This is a genomic window from Sphingobacterium sp. MAE (genome assembly GCF_056711605.1).
The window spans coordinates 317862-334932 of the sequence record NZ_CM160044.1; the positions used below are offsets into that span (position 1 = coordinate 317862).

The 17071-nt window shown below is 35.2% G+C and carries 14 protein-coding genes; 1 reads left to right on the forward strand and 13 read right to left on the reverse strand.

Features of this window, described 5'->3' with window-relative positions; genetic code table 11:
- The first annotated feature begins 4 nt into the window (after positions 1-4).
- Positions 5-1516 carry an oligosaccharide flippase family protein gene (locus AC06G9_RS01335; protein ID WP_480957409.1) on the forward strand — a complete coding sequence of 504 codons (1512 nt, stop codon included), beginning with the start codon at positions 5-7 and terminating at the stop codon, positions 1514-1516.
- A gap of 11 nt (positions 1517-1527) precedes the next feature.
- Here AC06G9_RS01335 and dusB read toward each other — a convergent pair whose 3' ends face one another.
- The 13 genes from dusB to trmD form a co-directional block, all read right to left on the reverse strand.
- Positions 1528-2526 carry a tRNA dihydrouridine synthase DusB gene (gene dusB, locus AC06G9_RS01340; RefSeq protein ID WP_293928449.1) on the reverse strand — a complete coding sequence of 333 codons (999 nt, stop codon included), beginning with the start codon at positions 2524-2526 and terminating at the stop codon, positions 1528-1530.
- Between the two features lie 207 nt (positions 2527-2733).
- Positions 2734-5175 carry a TonB-dependent receptor domain-containing protein gene (locus AC06G9_RS01345; RefSeq protein ID WP_480957410.1) on the reverse strand — a complete coding sequence of 814 codons (2442 nt, stop codon included), beginning with the start codon at positions 5173-5175 and terminating at the stop codon, positions 2734-2736.
- A gap of 10 nt (positions 5176-5185) precedes the next feature.
- Positions 5186-6319 (reverse strand): PepSY-associated TM helix domain-containing protein, encoded by a 1134-nt coding sequence (locus tag AC06G9_RS01350; RefSeq protein WP_045754366.1) that lies wholly within the window; start codon positions 6317-6319, stop codon positions 5186-5188.
- Positions 6320-6397: 78 nt separating this feature from the next.
- Positions 6398-7654 carry a DUF4374 domain-containing protein gene (locus AC06G9_RS01355; protein ID WP_434440085.1) on the reverse strand — a complete coding sequence of 419 codons (1257 nt, stop codon included), beginning with the start codon at positions 7652-7654 and terminating at the stop codon, positions 6398-6400.
- A gap of 25 nt (positions 7655-7679) precedes the next feature.
- Entirely contained in the window at positions 7680-10070 is a 2391-nt protein-coding gene (locus AC06G9_RS01360) for a TonB-dependent receptor (protein WP_480957411.1), read from the reverse strand.
- A 456-nt stretch (positions 10071-10526) separates the two neighbouring features.
- Entirely contained in the window at positions 10527-11615 is a 1089-nt protein-coding gene (locus tag AC06G9_RS01365; protein ID WP_480957412.1) for a hypothetical protein, read from the reverse strand.
- A 138-nt stretch (positions 11616-11753) separates the two neighbouring features.
- Positions 11754-12392: a hypothetical protein gene (locus AC06G9_RS01370; protein WP_480957413.1), complete on the reverse strand. Its 639-nt coding sequence runs from the start codon at positions 12390-12392 to the stop codon at positions 11754-11756.
- A 43-nt stretch (positions 12393-12435) separates the two neighbouring features.
- A complete protein-coding gene (locus AC06G9_RS01375) occupies positions 12436-12951 on the reverse strand; it encodes an RNA polymerase sigma-70 factor (protein ID WP_248754946.1) in 516 nt (171 codons plus the stop codon).
- A gap of 68 nt (positions 12952-13019) precedes the next feature.
- Positions 13020-13808: an indole-3-glycerol phosphate synthase TrpC gene (trpC, locus tag AC06G9_RS01380; protein ID WP_480957414.1), complete on the reverse strand. Its 789-nt coding sequence runs from the start codon at positions 13806-13808 to the stop codon at positions 13020-13022.
- Positions 13809-13810: 2 nt separating this feature from the next.
- Positions 13811-14386 (reverse strand): anthranilate synthase component II, encoded by a 576-nt coding sequence (locus AC06G9_RS01385; RefSeq protein WP_480957415.1) that lies wholly within the window; start codon positions 14384-14386, stop codon positions 13811-13813.
- Positions 14373-14672, reverse strand: coding sequence for a chorismate mutase (locus AC06G9_RS01390; RefSeq protein WP_045754375.1), 300 nt, complete (start codon positions 14670-14672; stop codon positions 14373-14375). The genes AC06G9_RS01385 and AC06G9_RS01390 overlap by 14 nt, the downstream gene beginning before the upstream one ends.
- A complete protein-coding gene (locus AC06G9_RS01395) occupies positions 14669-16072 on the reverse strand; it encodes an anthranilate synthase component I family protein (protein WP_094771484.1) in 1404 nt (467 codons plus the stop codon). Before AC06G9_RS01395 ends, AC06G9_RS01390 begins: the two co-directional genes overlap by 4 nt.
- A gap of 243 nt (positions 16073-16315) precedes the next feature.
- Positions 16316-16993, reverse strand: coding sequence for a tRNA (guanosine(37)-N1)-methyltransferase TrmD (gene trmD, locus AC06G9_RS01400; RefSeq protein ID WP_480957416.1), 678 nt, complete (start codon positions 16991-16993; stop codon positions 16316-16318).
- Between the last annotated feature and the right edge of the window lie 78 nt (positions 16994-17071).

The window sequence follows — 17071 nt, forward strand, 5'->3', positions numbered from 1 at the left end:
TATCTTGTCTGTTTTTAAAAAATTTGCTGGACAAACCCTGATCTATGGACTTAGTACCATAGTTTCCAGACTCCTGAATTTTGTTTTAACCCCAATTTTCGTTCGTAAATTTGAAGCTTCCACTTATGGAATATTTACGAACATGTATTCTTGGGCTGCGATGATAAATGCTTTCCTTGCTTTCGGCATGGAGACGACGTACTTTAGATATTTACAAAAAGTAGAGGAAAAAGATAAGGCTAAAGTTTTTAATAACAGCTTTATTGTGACGATTTTTACTTCGTTGATTTTTCTATCTACGATTCTGATCTTTTCTAATGATATTGCTGCTTGGTTTGCCAAGGACAATATAGACTCTGTAGGAGAGTATAAGAGCTACGTCTACTTTGTTGGTCTAACGCTTGTGGTAGATGCCCTAGCTGTGGTTCCTTTTGCTAAGGTGCGTGCCAATGGTAGACCACTGCGGTACGGAGTATTGAAACTAGTCAATATCATTACTTTTGTTCTGTTAAACTTAACATTCATCGTTTTTATCCCTTATTTACTTAAACATTTTCCTGATACTGCACCTTATTTTTCATCTTGGTTTGTGGATTCTTGGCTCGGCTATGTGTTCTTATCCAATTTTATCGCTAGTGGACTGACTTTAGTGATGTTGCTACCGGAGATTAAAACTTTTAATTTTAAAATTGATAAGGTATTGCTAGGGGATATGTTTCGTTATAGTTTCCCCATATTGATTGCTAATGTTTCATTTATCATCAATGAAAATCTTGACAAGATGCTGATGCCAGAGTTGCTTCCGAAAAATATTGCTGATCGGGATGTCGGTATTTATGGTGCTATCGCAAAAATTGCGGTCTTTTTGAGCATTTTTGTCCAAGCTTTCCGTTTAGGTGCCGAACCTTTTTTCTTTTCCTATGCAAAAAATGAAAATTCTAGAAAGGTATATGCAATGATCATGGAATATTTTGTGATAGCCATGATGATGGTCATGATTGGTTTATCTGTGAATATAGAATGGCTGAAGTATTTTATTGAAGGTGGATCTCCTGCCAAAAGTGCTGAATATTGGTCAGGGCTATTTATTATTCCTGTTATTTTATTCAACTATGTTATGCTCGGTATTTATATGAATTTGTCGGTCTGGTATAAACTTTCTGACCAAACAAGATATGGGCTTTATATTTCAGGTATAGGGGCTTTGATTACTATCATTCTTTGTTATATACTTATTCCCCAATATAGCTACATAGGTGCAATCTATGTTACATCCATAACTTACTTTGTAATGGTGCTTTTGTCTTATTTTTGGGGACAAAAGAACTATCCAATACCGTATAAGGTTTTAAAAATTGGAGCGTATATGCTGGTGGGTACAATTATTGTTTATATTCATTATACCGCCTTTGATCGTAATTTTTGGATTGGCAATATCATGCTGATGGCTTACATCATAGGAACTGCTTTTATTGAGAGAAAAACAATTGCTAGGATAATGAAGGCCAAAAATTAGAAGAAGCGATTTTAAAAGATCGCTTCTTCTACAAATTTATGTTGAATTTCATCTAAAACTTCTTGAATCTCTTCGAAAGTTTGTAGACTCACTAATCTCATGCGGTATTCTTTAAAATCTGGTATCCCTTTGAAGTAATTTGAATAATGGCGTCGCATTTCAAAAATACCTGTTTTGGGACCTTTCCATTCAATAGACTTTACTAAATGTGTTCTGCAGACCTCCACACGTTCGGCGATCGTTGGTCCAGCTAGGCGTTCACCTGTTTTAAAAAAGTGCTTTATTTCTCTAAAAATCCAAGGATAACCTATAGATGCGCGACCGATCATAATGCCGTCTACCTCGTATTCTTGACGCCAAGCTACTGCTTTTTCTAACGAATCTACATCACCATTTCCGAAAATCGGAATTTTGATGCGTGGGTTACGTTTAATATCGCGTATCATTGACCAATCGGCTTGCCCTTTGTACATTTGGGCTCGTGTACGGCCATGAATGGACAGTGCTTTAATACCGATGTCTTGTAAACGTTCAGCGACTTCATAAACATTCTTTGTGTTGTCATCCCAACCTAAACGTGTTTTTACAGTTACAGGTAAGTGTGTGCCTTCTACCACCGCTTTTGTCATCGCTACCATACGATCGATATCTTGTAATAAACTCGCGCCTGCTCCACGACAGGCTACGTTTTTAACAGGACAACCGTAATTAATATCGATTAGATCTGGATTTGCTAGGGTGCAAATTTCGGAAGACTGTCTCATATGTTCGATTTCCGAACCAAAGATCTGAATGCCTATTGGTCTCTCATATTCGAATATGTCCAGCTTTTTACGTGATTTTGCAGCATCACGAATCAATCCTTCGGAAGAAATAAATTCGGTATACATCATATCGACACCGTTTTGCTTACAAACAAAACGGAATGGTGGATCACTCACATCTTCCATTGGAGCCAGCAACAAGGGAAATTCTCCTAAATCTATATTTTCACCAATCTTAACAGACATATTTGATTTTTTTACAAAGATAGTAAATTTGAAATAGTTCTATTTATGCTATAGTTGATATGAATGTCATATGATAATTAGAATGGAATATCATGATTTTATGAGCTCTAATTGTAACAGGTGATATACACAAAGAGCTATCAACTTTTAACTTGATAGCTCTTTGTGTATCTTTAGAGATTTCTGTTGTGCTATTTTAAGATCTTTTTACAATCTATTTTTTATATCTTCAGATCCTGTTGATCGTTTTTTTGTTGTATTTTCAGATCCTCCAAATCGATAATTGAAAGATAATATAGCTGTTCTGCTATCGGGATTAGATCTTCCTATTAATCTAACGGCATTTGAAATGGTTTCATAGCGACGATTATTAGTATGGAATATATCGTTGACTACAACTTTAATGGTTGCTTTTTTTTGTAAAATACTCTTTTGTATTCCTGAATAAACAACCCCATAACTTTTGATATCAGTTAGACCAATAGTCAATCCGGAATTATAGTTTCCACCAATCTCTATTGACCAATTTTTTGGGAGTTTAAAATTATTTTGTGTATTTAATGATAATGTATTTCCTGAACGTTTGATCAAGGCATCTTCCTGTGGAATCTCGTATTCATTTCTATAGTAGTTGACAAAATGTGTTGCTGTCCACCAAGTAAAAAATTGGGTAGGTGCCATAAATGATATTCCGAAATTTTTGAATGAGCCAATATTTTCCGGTCTTTCGTAGGTAATCTGATTATTGGTAGGATCTGATCCAATGATCTCATTTACGACATTTGATCTGTCTGCATAATTTAACGTAAATATGTATTTGTTGGCTAGAGTGTAGTTCGCTTCATATGCATGCTCGTAAGCGGGATCTAGTTTTGAATTTCCTTCTGAATAGGAGAAAGGATCAGTATACACACGGAATGGATTTAGGCTCCAAAATGAAGGTCGTTCAACACGATAGCTGTAACTTAATTGCAGCTTGTGATTGTTATTGATGCTATAGGATAGAAATGCTGAAGGGAAAAACTTTAAATAATCTTTAGAGAATTGCTCATTTAAAGTGATTTGATCTCCATCGGTGGACGTGTGTTCTGCTCGTAATCCTACTTGTGTTGAAAATTTATTCCACGTTTTTGAGATATTGACATAACCTGCTTGTATTGTCTCTTTATAGATGAAGTGATTGCTTGTCGATTGATCGGGAACATAATTTTCGTTTTGAAGAGTATCATACTGTAGATCATTCTCTGTCCGGATATGGCTTGCTTTCCAACCCGTTTCTAATTTAAAACTTTCACTAAATTGAAGGGTATAATCGATTTTCGCGACGTATACTTTACTGTCAGACGGGATATCACCGATACGTGACGATAGGGGGCGTATATTATTTTGATTTTCATTACTATATTGGGTAGTAAGTGTTTGATCCATTTTGGAATAATGGTCAATAAAATCTACATCTACTTTTAGTTCGTGACCATTTTCATTAAATTTCCAATTATAATTGATGTTATAAAGCATATCTTCCCATCTTTCTTTCCCCTCGGTTATAGTGGAAGCTGACCAGATGAGATCTTTTGTTGTATAGTTTCTAAAATGATTGGTGGTTGGTTCATATTTAGGATATTTACCAAAACCTCCATTTACTAGAAAGCCGAGAGTCTGTTTGGACGTTAAGTAAAAGTCCATCCCAACTCTGAAATTATTAGAACGAAGTTTCGGCTGTATCTTGTTTTCCTGTTGAGCAAAAGTTTCTGGTTCTTTTCGTGAATCTTTATAAAAATAGCGTGTTAATGAATTGTAATACTCTAGATTTTGAAAGTATTGATTGTAATTTCCAAAGATGTTTACTTTATCGGTTCTATAATTCAAGTCCAAACTTCCACCCAGATGTAGTCCTCGACCTGCACCTAAATTACCAGAGACAGTCCCATTCCATCCTTGCTTTACCCCTTTTTTAAGGACAATATTGATAATGCCTGAGGTTCCGGCAGCATCTTGTTTGGCGTTTGGATTGGTCATGACTTCTATCTTGGTAATATCTGTTGATGAAGTACTTCTTAATAAATTGGCAAGCTGATCTGCAGAAAGATAGGTCAGTTTACCATTGATCATGATAGAGGCTCCTGATTTACCCTTTAAACTGAAACTGCCCTTATCATCCAAGCTGATTCCTGGAATCTTGGTGAGTAATTCTAGACCACTATTTCCGTCTGCCAGTGCTGAGTTTTCGATATTAAATACTGTTTTATCTTGGTGCTGTTCAATAAATTGTTTGCGTTTATGGATAACAACTTCGTCCAGATAGGCATTGTTTTGTTGAAGCATTATTTTTCCAAGATCGTGTTTGCTGATGTGCTCGCTTAATCTAAAATGTGGGGTTAAGAGATCTTGGTGGGTCATGTTTTTTATATGCACATAGTAATTTCCATTGGATGTATTTGGAAAAGTAAAATTTCCAATACTATCTGCTACTATAATTTTTGAGACACGTCCATCAGGAGCATGATGTAGACTTACTTGTGCATATGGGATTGGTGCTGCATTTTCATCTATGATACGACCAACGATTGTAGTAGAATTTTGAGCATATGCAGCAAATAAGGTGAAAACTAAAAATAAACTAATAAAGTATCTACAGTGATGAAACATGTCAGCAAGATTAAGTGGTTATGGATGGAACTTTTTTGGATTTTTTTACTGTTTTTTTCTTTTTCCCCCACCAGATATAGAAGCCAGTAATGGGTAAAGTTGCACAAATGAGTGAAGCTAAAAAGTAGATGATTTTAGTGGTCATTCCACCAATAAATCCTGTATGTAGGGCATAATTTGACCGCATGAGCCATTCTGTGGTGTTCGCATCATCGATAGGTCCTTGTTTTCGACCGGTGAGTTCTAAAGTATTGCGATCAAAATTTAAATCTCTCCATGTTCCGTTTGCCATATCCGTACAAGCATAAACTGTTTTTTCTTCTTCCTCAGGGTAGTGTACGATAACTGCTTCTTTATTATGACGAGCGTATTCATGTCGTACTTTATACCAGATTTGATCCGCAACGAGCAATGCATCATTTAAAGGTTGGTCATCTGGAGTTTCTTTTTCCACTTGTTCGACGTTAGGTTTGTTTGGATATCCTCCACTAAGCCATACCACGGATTTGCGCATCCAAGGAAAACTCATCACTAATCCAGTAAGGCACATCACTAATGCTATTGTCAATGCGTAAAAACCTAAAACATTATGCAGGTCATAATTAACACGTTTAAATTTAGCGCGCCATTTTATTTTGAAACTTTGTTCCCGAGATCTTTTATTCCATTTTTTTGGCCACCACAATATAAGTCCTGTTATTAATAGCGAAAAGAATATAAATGTACTCCAGCCTACAACTTGACGACCTATCTTGTTTGGCATCCATAAGTGACGGTGCCCCTCATCCATGAAATGAAAAAAATCTTCGTGGTTGACTACGGCTAGTATCTCGGCGGTGTAAGGGTTTACATAAACTAAACTGTCAGAGTGATCTAAACTTACTTTTACGGATTTGTCTAAACCGTAGTACCATGAACTAGCGATTTCTTTGTCTGGAATAGCGGCTTGGACTGCTTTATATATGGCAGAAGGAGGGAGTTGATCCTCGGACTTTTGTGCTTCTACTCGAATATAGTTGGTGGTTAATTCTTTGATGTCATGTTCGAAGACAAGCACACAGCCAGTAATACTCAGGATGACGACAGGTATACCTGCCGCTAATCCCAACCAAAGATGTAACCATGCATTAATTTTGCTGAGCATAATGATTTACAGTAATATGTATGAAGTGATAAAATTTATTCTGTCAAAGGGATACTTTGACAGAATAAATGGATTTTTTTAATAATTGATTTTACTCATTGACGAAACACCTGCTACTCCGACAAATTTTAAACCTTTTTTCGCTGTTGCATTCTTGATGTCAATCGTGTAAGTATAATATTGTTTGTCTTCTAAGTTTTGACATGTATAGTAAGCCTTGCTACCATCTTTTTCAACAAATACGACATCCTTATAGCCTTGTTGCTCATGAGCAGGAATTTCTTTGATTTCTGTCATCTTTTTTGTTTGGATATCTACAATATATAATTTGACTAATCCACCACCTACACCTTCAGCTTGCTGGCCTTTATTATAGATGGTCATTAAAAATTTGTCATCTTTAAGATAGCTTCCTCTAGCAATTTTTCCATTTCCTAATGATTCGATATCAAAGTAATAGTCTTTATCAAATTCATCTGTTCCTTTCTTGATTCTTAGGAATCCCGATTTGTTTTTAGAGGCTAATGATGCTTCATTTGCAGAGAACCACACATATGCATCGCCTTTATCGTCAACAGCAAGACCTTGCTGGGCCCACCAGTTTCCTATGTGTGAACCACGACCATCTCTGATGGTTTTTTCAAATTTCAACTCTGGATAAGAGAATATCCCGATATAGGTTGTGTCGGTAGTCGTAAATTTTCCACCCCAATTGCCTGAACCATCAGCCGATTGAAAAGGGATATATATTTTACTTCCAACTTGAAATACGCCAGTCCAGATGGCCATTCTGGTGCCTCCTAGTACTTTAGATAAGTCTACGGTGTTTTTATTTGCTATAGAGAAGTTTTGTGCATCGTAATTTCTTAGTGTTGCAACAGGATTAACTATACTTCTATTGGTTGTACCTAAAATAATATTTTTGTCACCATAATGACCATAGATACCCGCAGTTTCTGCATTTACTTGCTCATTTTTAAGTCTTTGTAAATCACCTTTATTATCAATATTATAAGGTGTTATTGGACCTTGACCGCCATATGTTAATCCGAAGATATGGTTGTTTTGGTTGATAAAGGACAATTCTGTAGCGGGCATACCATTGCCTACTATACTGATAGAACCCTCATTTACATTGTCTGTTGCTAAGATATAATTGCCTGTAGCTCCACCTTCGCCAGCACCTTGTCCATTCACTATAAAAACAAATTTTTCTCTTTTTCCAGAATTTCCAGTATCACCTTCTCCATCTGAAGGATTATCTTTTGAACATGCAGTAATGGCTAAAACACCACATGCCAGTGTTAGCATTTTTAAAATGTTTAAATTTTTCATTGTATTTGTTATTGAATTGTGATTGTTATTTTGTACGTATAAAGTATCTGAACTTAATATTGAAAGATCTACTTGGTTTTTGCATTTCGAAATTGTCAAAACGCGTTGCATCCGTGAGGTTATTACATTCTAAAGCAATATTATATTTTCCAGAAGCTAAAGAATAAATGATATTGACATCATGGGATACTTGGGTTGGGATTCTATATCGTTCAGATGGGGTCGCTAAACTTGACCAATCTAAAAAGAACTCTTGTATATATTGTAGATTGTATCCTATTGTCAGCGTATTATTTTGTTTGCCTAAATGGTGAAAATAGTACGAAGCGTCCGCATTGCCATATAGAAAAGGCATATTCGGCATTCGATCTTTATAGATGCTGCTTTGTATAATTTGCGCAGGCTCAACTTTAGTTGTATTGATCAAGTTTTGGTAAGTTATATTACCCCCAATAGAAAGCTGATTTTTGAAATAATATTTTAAATTGATATCTATACTATTATTCTTTACACTTCTTAGGTTAGCACTCTTGAGCTCTCTTTTGTTATTACTGGTCAGTGGTCCTACGTATTGGCGTATAAAATCTTGAGCATTTCGGTAAATGTAATTGGCATCGATGATGAGTTGATTGCTTTCCTTCCATTTCAGAACATAAGACAATCCGAAGTTAATATTGTCAGTGCTCTCGGGTCTTAAGGTCGGGTTGCCACTTATATTTATGGCATCACCAAATAATTCGGTGTTGTCTGGAAGTCTATACGCTTTTTCATAAGAAGCTTTTAATTGTATATTTGGATTAATAAAATAGGAGGTTGCTAAGCCATATCCGAATTTATTTATTGATATAGCTATATCTTCGTATACATCGACACCAGTTTCATTGAAGTATTTTCCGTTTTGGTTATAGTTTTTAATAAAAAGATTGGCGTCCCAATGATCCTTTAACGAGGTTCTATATCCGATTCCAGTAATATTTTTTGTTGTCTTGCGAGGAAGTTTGTTAATTTCTAAATCTGGATAATAATGATCTTTACCTTTTCGGTCAAATGTTGTTAATAAATGATTGATCATAATACTATTATTTTCGTTGAGGGCATAAGAGATATTGGCTGTAAGATTACCATTGTTGTTTTTGTAGCGGTAATCAGTTAAGTCATTTTCTCCTCCAGGAGCATTTGGGTCTTTTGGGTTTTTTGGTCTGCTTTCTCCTGTCCAAGTGAATCTTCTTGGCACAGTGTCTAAGCTTCGTTCCTGACCGAAATTGTAACGTGCATTTAGAGTAACATCAAGACCTTTTGTCCATAAATTTTTCTTGATATACTTCCATGTAGGTTGAACGATATTCCCCAGACTTTCTCTACCACCGTATACATCTTCCATGGTATTGCCGGTCTGGATTTCTTTTTTATTTTGACCGAGTGTAATTCCAAACAGAAGTTGGTCTGCATATTTTTTATTTGAAACTCCTATATTATAGATCAAGGTTTCATTTCTGTAAGTATCGTGAAAACGTTTTCTTCTTTCGGTAGGAAAATATTTCTCCGTATCGAAGTTATATGACCTTACATTTACCCAGTAATTATTATCCGAATAGTTTTGGAATGCAGATAATGTCATTGTAAATCCGTTGTCAGCTACGTAACCGGTATTGACAGAAGATTTATGGGTATTGAATGATCCAAATGAATAGGAAGCATCGATATATTTGCCTGGTTGGTTTTTTGTCACGATATTAACTGCTCCACCCAGAGCATCACCTCCTAACCATACGGGGACGACTCCTCGGTATACTTCTACACGTTCAGCAAAATTGATAGGAATATTGTTTAATTGGAAAGATGATCCAAAATTATCCATCGGTATACCATCTAAAAATAACTTAATCTGATTTCCGGAAAATCCATTTAAGCTAAAAGACATGTTTGATCCGACACCACCAGACTCGCGTAATCTCACGCCAGAAACTCGATTAAGAGCTTGCCCAATATCCATAGTCGTATTGTACAATTTCTTGGCATCTATAGCTGTAACATTAAAGGGTTGTTGTTGTACTTCCTGGGCTTCTGACCGTGCAACAATCTCTACCTCATCCATTGTGGTATGTTGTGTGGTCAAGTGGATCGTGGACAATTCTGTTGTTAATTGGCTCATGTGGAATGCTTTTTCTTTGGCTTGATGCCCAACAGCTGAAATACGTATCGTATGATTGCCAAAAGCAAGATTTTTGATTGAAAATAATCCATTCTTATCTGCTTGTGTAACTTGGCTTGTTCCTATCAGGGTAATAGTTGCTCCTTCTATCGGTTCATTTGAATTCGTGCTTACCTTTCCCTTAAGTTCCCCTTTCTGCTGTGCGTAACAAGTAAGCGATATGATTAAAAATAGATTTAACCATATAATTTTTAATTTTAACATTCCTTTATTTAGATTAATTATACATAAGGATGTTGCGTAACTCTACATTTACCGAAGGTCAACGTATGAGAAATATGGATAAAAAAGTTAGTCGCCTAAATGATAGCACTATAATTAATCCATATTTTATAAATATTGGAGTAACTAAGAGAATTAAGGAACTATCAATTGCTAATATTATAAGTTATAGTGATGGTTTATTAGAGGGATGTAATTAAAAGCAGTACGCTCTGAAGATAGAGAGATCTGTGAAGGAGTTCAGTTTATTTACTGTGATTTTAGGTCATGTAGTAATCATAGCTTGATATTTTTCTGAAGCTATATACTATAAATCGGAGAAGTAGGTTAATCTTAATCTAATGACTTTACTACATCTGACAGCTGAATCTAAATTTAATAAGAGTCAACCATAGAAATGCATACCAATTTACAACGATCTGTTTTTGTCAATAAAAATTAATTCAATTTATCGACACGAACCATGAAATTGGTTTCATGGTTCAGTTTTAATCCTTTATTGATTTTTTTTGTCTTGATATCATATATCCAGATTTGATGATTATCATCTTTGTCATCAATGGTTATATAAGCTTTGCCATTCTCGACAAGCACAGATTCCTTACGGGTGCCTTTATCAAAAGGGAGATCTAACTTCGTGACCTTATTTTTCAAAAGATCTACTCGATAATATTCAAATTGATAAGTGGAATGATGATCACTAAAATCAGTATAGCGATCTTTTCTTTCACTGCGGATGATTGCTTCATTATTTCCTAGATACCACATGCCATAGGCATGATTTTTTGTGGCTGCAGTTAAATTGATGCAATAGTCAGGATCGATCATGGAACTGTTTTTTTCAAATCTAAAGATTGCTGTCGGTTTAGTCAGATTGTTTCCTAGGGCAATTCCAGGACAGCTCATAAAGTAAAAATTGCCTTGTTCATCATGGAAGCTATAGGATTGTACGGTATTGATGCCGCCTGGATAAGTAGATCTACTATCTTTATTTATGGACTTTATTTGTAATGTCTGTGGATCTAGTGTCGCAAAATACATCGTGTCAATTGTTGTAAAGTCTGTTTCATTGATGACTTTATTATAGGTATATCCGAGGATCAAATTTTTGTTATGCAAGGTGCTGAATCCAATTGATACCGTTGAAAAATTGGATGGGGCCGGGGGTAACGCTATTTGTTCTTTTTGTAGAACTTCAAACTTCTTAACATCTATTTTATAATAATGCAGTTTGCTGTAGGTTTTATTATCAACTGTAAAAATCAATAATGTGTCTTTTCCTTGCCAATTCATATTTTCTATATATTCATCTGGCATTGCGATGGCAGCTATTTCTGATAATGCATTTTCTTTAATTTCAAATTTGCGAAATTTTGCATTTTTTATGTGATAGAAATAACCGTCATGAATGATAATGCTGCGATCGAAATATTGCGTAGGTAAATTGATACCTTGTTTAAGAATATCAACTATTCCTGAATCAAGAGAATTGACTGTGACAATTGTATTGCCTAAATTCTTATTCATGATATAGAGACTGTATTTGTCGTGGGGAGGACTAATTTGATCCCGACTAGAACAGCCAATAAAAACAACTATTAATAAAAGAAGTAGAAATTTAGAAATAGGTTTTAATTGCATGAAAGAAGATATTAATATGGGCGACTATATAATGTTAAACTGTAACCTAAGTTGGTTTTGTATCGTAGGCGCTAAGAAAGTAAGCTCAGATTGGGAAAGAATAATTTGCTTGCCTGTATTTTTAGAATTAAGGATAAAATAAGTTTCCCCATTTTTCAGCTCTTTTTTCTCCCTAGTACCTGTAAAATTAAACTCAAAATCTTTCTTAGGTATGATCACCATGGTACCTAATGAGAAAAATTCTCCTGTTTCGATATTAATCTTGGCTGTAGCATGCTTTCCTAATATAAGTTCATAGCTATTCTTATCAAAATATTTTGAATTTGGACCGGTGCTATTGTCAAATATGGCATAACTGATCTCCTTATCTATATTATTTTTAGATATATAGAAACCAAATATAATAAGTAGAGAAGCAGCGATAGCGATATAACGAAACCGTTTTTTAATCAGGTTTTCATTTTTTATTACGGGAGATTCCGTGAGATGCGGACTGATGTTTTCCCAAATTTCTGACTGGATATGGGACTTGTCTGCTTGAGAAATGGAAAGCGAGGGAAAGTCTAAAGTATCATCTATAAGCCATTCTTCCACAAGATTTCGTTCTTCTGGAGTGCATTGGTTCAAATGATATTTTTCTATCAACTTATGATCAACTTGCATCGCAATATTTACTTATGACAAAAATACAGGAATTCTTTATCATTTAATTAATATAATCCGTTAATTCCATTTTTAACGTTTTTAAAGCCTTGGAAATATGATATTCTACAGCTCTTTCTGAAATATACAGTTTCGTGGCAATTTCTTTATTCGTAAGGCCTTGATCTCTGCTCATCTGAAAAACCTTTTTGCATTGAGTAGGCAGTTCATTGACCAATTTTGATATTTTTTGTGACAGTTCCTCGGCAATCAATGGATATTCCACATAATAGTTTTGTTTATTATTAGTGAAATTTTCTAAATGTTGCTGACGAGTAACTTTGTTACGAATGTATTCAAATGTTTTTAGTTTTACGGCGCGTATCAAGTAACGCTCTACTTCTTTCAGTCTAAGGCTATCGCGACGTTCCCATAAAGACTTAAATACTTCCTGCACAATTTCTTTTGCGACTTCTTCATCTTGAATGTTTTTCAAACAAAAAGCAAACATACCCTCCCAGTACTGCAGGTATATTTGCTCAAAGTTTTCTTTATTTATGATAAAAATATTTGTTTCCAAAATAAGAAGCTGCTACTTAATCTGTGATTTAAGATAGCAAATATACTCTTATTTAGATTCGTTTTAAATTATTTTGATATTCCTTGTACAAATTTAGCTAATGCCTTGCCCGGATCGGTACTTTTCATAAAGTTTTCACCAATAAGAAAAGACTGATAACCAATATTTTTTAATTCACGAATTGTGCTCGGATCTGAGATCCCGCTTTCAGATACTTTTATATAATGATCAGGAATTTTGTTGACTAAATCGTAAGAATGTGTAAGTGATACTGAAAAATCTTTTAGATTTCGGTTGTTAACACCTATGGCATCAATTGTATCAAATAAATTGTCTTTTAATTCTTGTTCGTTATGAACTTCTAAAAGTACATTTAGACCTAAAGATTTTGCATAGCTTGATAGTTCTTGTATCTCTTCTACTTTCAAACATGCGGCTATTAATAATATAATATCAGCCCCATAAGCTTTGGCTTCGGTAATTTGATATTTATCAATAATAAATTCTTTACGCAGTAATGGAATGGTCAATACTTCTCTGGCTACTTTTAAATCGTCTAAACTTCCTTGAAAAAAATCGGCATCTGTCAGCACAGAAATAGCTGATGCTCCAGCTTCTTGATACCCTTGGACGACCTCGGCAACACTGTTGGTGTCATTAATTATGCCTTTGGAAGGAGACGCTCTTTTATATTCTGAAATAATACCAGTACGCTGTGGATCAAGAACAGATTCTTTTAGTGAATAGCAAGTTCTATCAAAGAGTGGATATTGACTTAATTCTTCAATTGATACCTTGGATTTTGATTCAGCGACTTCAATTCTCTTTCTTTCAACTATTTTATCTAAAATTGTCATTTCTATTTTTTTAACCAGTTTTCAATTAATTGTTTCCCATTTTCTGTTAAGACAGATTCGGGATGAAATTGTAACCCCTTTACGTCCAGCGTTGTGTGAGATAGTGCCATAATAACACCATCTTCATCAGTTGCTGTTATTTTTAAAGATGCGGGTAGGGAGGAAGCTTCGACTGCCCAAGAGTGATACCTGGCAATTTTGCTGTGATTGCTATAATTTTCAAATAATGATTCAGCGGGATCGGTGATAATTAAATCTGTCGCAACACCGTGAAGTGGTCGAGGCATGTTATACAATTTGCCTCCAAAAACCTCTGCAATTGCTTGTTGTCCCAAACAAATACCCAAAATACTCTTGGTATCAGCATATGCGCGAATGACATCTAATAATAAGCCCGCTTCTTCAGGAATACCGGGACCTGGAGATAATAAAATTTTATCGAAAGCAGCTACATCTTCTAATTTGAATTTATCATTTCTCCATACGGTATACTCTTGATCGCACTCTTGTAATAGGTGTATCAAATTGTACGTGAAAGAATCGTAATTATCGATTACTAATATTTTATGATTGCTCATGGAAAATTTCTGTTTCTTTATTAATGAAATGATTGATAATAGATTGAAATATACTTTCAACTAGTTTTCCTTCAATATTAAAGGAGTATGCCCATTCGTTTCTTTGTTCGAGCATGTTGATGACTCTTTGCTCAGCCTTTACTTCCTCTAGTGACGATTTGTAGTGAGCGGCTTGTTGAACATATTCAGCGCGCTGTGCAAGAAGCTCTATAATTCTGTAGTCGATACAATCAATTGAACTACGTATGTGTGATAAGTTATCACAATATGCTAACGGTCTAATCATAACGTCTCTGCTAATTCTAAAGCTTTTCTCAAAGCTGCTATTTTATTGTTTACTTCTTGTAATTCCATCTCAGGGTCTGAGTCGAGTACAATACCACCGCCCGCTTGGTAGTTCAGTAGATTTTGTTTGCTTAAGAATGAACGGATCATAATGGCATGATTAAAGTCACCATTGAAACCCATATAGCCAATCGCACCGCTGTAAAACGAACGTTGTTGACCTTCATATCTGTCTATCAGTGTAAGGGCCATGTGCTTTGGGGCGCCGCTTAGTGTGCCCGCTGGGTAAGTATCGCCAACAACGTCAAAGGGATTGACTCCGGGCTTTAATTTGCCCGATACTTTGGATACTAAATGAATGACATGCGAATAGTACTGTGCTTCTTTATATGATTTTACTTCGACATGGCTACAGTGTCTGCTTAAATCATTTCTTGCTAAATCGACAAGCATCACATGTTCAGCTGATTCTTTTGGATCGTTTTTAAGCTGTTCGGCGATTTTAATATCTTCTTCCATATTGCCGGTACGTTTGAAAGTTCCAGCAATTGGATATATAGTAGCTTCACCATTTTTGATAGTCAACTGCGCTTCGGGTGAAGAACCAAATAATTTGAAATTACCGTAATCAAAATAAAATAAATAGGGAGATGGATTAATAGATCGCAACGCACGATATACATTAAATTCATCACCTAGAAAAGGTGTTGAAAAAGCACGTGATGGAACAATCTGGAAAACGTCGCCTCGTTGGATATGTTCTTTCACCTTTTTCACCAATTCGCGATGTTCTTGATCGGATCTGTTTGAAGTCTCTTCTCCAGTTCTGCGAAAGGTATACTCTGGAAAGTTTTTATTTTGAATTAAATATTGAAGTTTGTCCAGTTCTGATGCTTCATCATCTAATAAATGTTCATATACAAACAGTTCGTTGCGAAAATGGTCGATCGCGATTACGTATTTGTACACATGGTACTGTAAATGCGGGATATCTAGATTTGGACTTGGAGTCGTTGTCAGCTTGATATCTTCGAAATGCTCTATGGTATCAAATGTGAAATATCCAAATAATCCATTTGATATGATATTACGTTCTGTAGAGTGTGTTGCTTCAAAAGCTTTTCTAAAAATAGCAACCTCTTCTTTTAAATTGATTTCTTCCTTGCTCTTAATAATGAGCATTTCATTTGGATACGCAATTTCTAATTGCTGACTATCTAACTTGATATGTGCAATCGATTGGCAACAGATGTAACTGATATTGTTGTCTCTGCTATGATAGTCAGAGCTTTCAAGTAATATGCTATTTGGAAAGACATCACGTAATCTGAGATAGATGCTAACTGGTGTTGTCGTATCAGCAAGCAATTTTTTAAGATTTGTTTTAAACGTGTATTTCATTTTATTCTTTAATTTTAAACATAAAAAAAACCCGATACTGAGTAGCATCGGGTTTGAACTTCCATAAATGGTTTTGGTTGATTATGAAATATTTTGACAATACCAATTAGTCCCCGATGCTTATTGCTTCAGGCCACCACCAATTTGTATATGTTCTAACTGTCGTCATTGTATCACAAATTTATAAAAAAAAATGATTACGCAAACTTTTTATGATAAATAATCAATAAAAAGTGAAATTTATTAGTCATTTAATAAATCAGGTCGTCTTTCTCGGGTACGAATAAGTTGTTGTTCGTCTCGCCAAGCTGAAATTTTAGCTTCATGTCCGCTGAGTAAAACATCAGGAACTTTATGGCCTTTCCAATCTGCTGGACGCGTATAAATGGGTGCATCTAATAATCCGTCTTGAAAGGAATCCGATAAAGCTGATGTTTCGTCAGACAAAACTCCAGGTATTAATCTGATGATAGCATCTGTTAAAATGGCAGCTGGTAATTCTCCTCCAGATAACACATAATCACCGACAGAAATCTCTTTTGTAACATAAATATCTCGAATACGCTGATCAATCCCTTTATAATGTCCACAAAGAATCATCATATTGCCCTTCGTAGATAGATTATTTGCTATTTCTTGATTGAGAGTTTCTCCATCAGGGGACATAAATATGATTTCATCATAATTTCGCTCAGACTGAAGTTTCTCAATACATGCAGCAAAAGGTTCTATTTGCATCACCATACCCGAACCTCCTCCATATGGATAGTCGTCAACACTTTTTTGCTTATTGGTCGCAAAATCACGAAGATTATGAACAACAATTTCAGCCAAACCTTTTTTCTGTGCTCGCTGTAAAATAGAATGCGCAAACGGGCTTTCTAATAAACTTGGAAGTACGGTAATTATATCAAATCGCATGTGACAAAGATACACAAAATTGAAAATTACTATTATTAATTTCTTTTATACGTGACGATGTCAAACATCGTCACGCGG